This is a genomic window from Maritimibacter harenae (assembly GCF_009882975.1).
Lineage (GTDB): Bacteria > Pseudomonadota > Alphaproteobacteria > Rhodobacterales > Rhodobacteraceae > Maritimibacter > Maritimibacter harenae.
Genome location: NZ_WTUX01000004.1, coordinates 2,780 through 3,332, shown reverse-complemented (window position 1 = coordinate 3,332; position 553 = coordinate 2,780). Strand labels below are relative to the sequence as shown.

Below are 553 nucleotides of genomic sequence, written 5' to 3'. Positions count from 1 at the left end.
CGGCGTGGGGTGGAAGGGGGCCGGCGGCTGGCTGATCTTCTCGCACTGCCGGCAGGTGAACTTCTCGCGGACGGTCTGGATCACCTTCCACGGCCGGGGAATGACCTCGAGCGTCTCGGTGATATCCTCGCCCATCTTCACGATACGATCCGAGCCGCAGCAGGNGGGGCAGATGCTCGGGGAAGGGCTTGCGGGCCGGGCGGCGGCGCTCGAAGCCGGCGACCGTCGTGGTCTTCGCCACCTTCTCGGCGGCGATCTCGTGCTCGGTGGCCGCGGCTTCGAGTTCCTCGAGCTGCAATTCCATCTGGTCGATCAGGCGGGCGCGGCGCTCAGAACTGTGGCCATACTGCTCGCGCCGGAGCTTGGCGATCTCGAGCCGGAGGTGCTTGATCATTGCTTCGGAGGTCNCCAGTTCGCTCTCGGCGGCCTCCGCACGAGCCTCCGAGGCCGCGAGCGCGGCGCGCAATCTGGCGATCTCGGAAGCGGCATCTGACATGGGGGAGACCTACCATGCGGCCATCGGAAAGCCCATGCAAATAAGGCTGAAGAAGCA

At 66.6% G+C, this 553-nt stretch carries 1 pseudogene; it reads right to left on the bottom strand.

Annotated features, from left to right (window positions below):
• Positions 1-496: pseudogene (locus GQE99_RS01670) on the bottom strand (IS66 family transposase); the annotation flags it as partial.
• Positions 497-553: the final 57 nt, after the last annotated feature.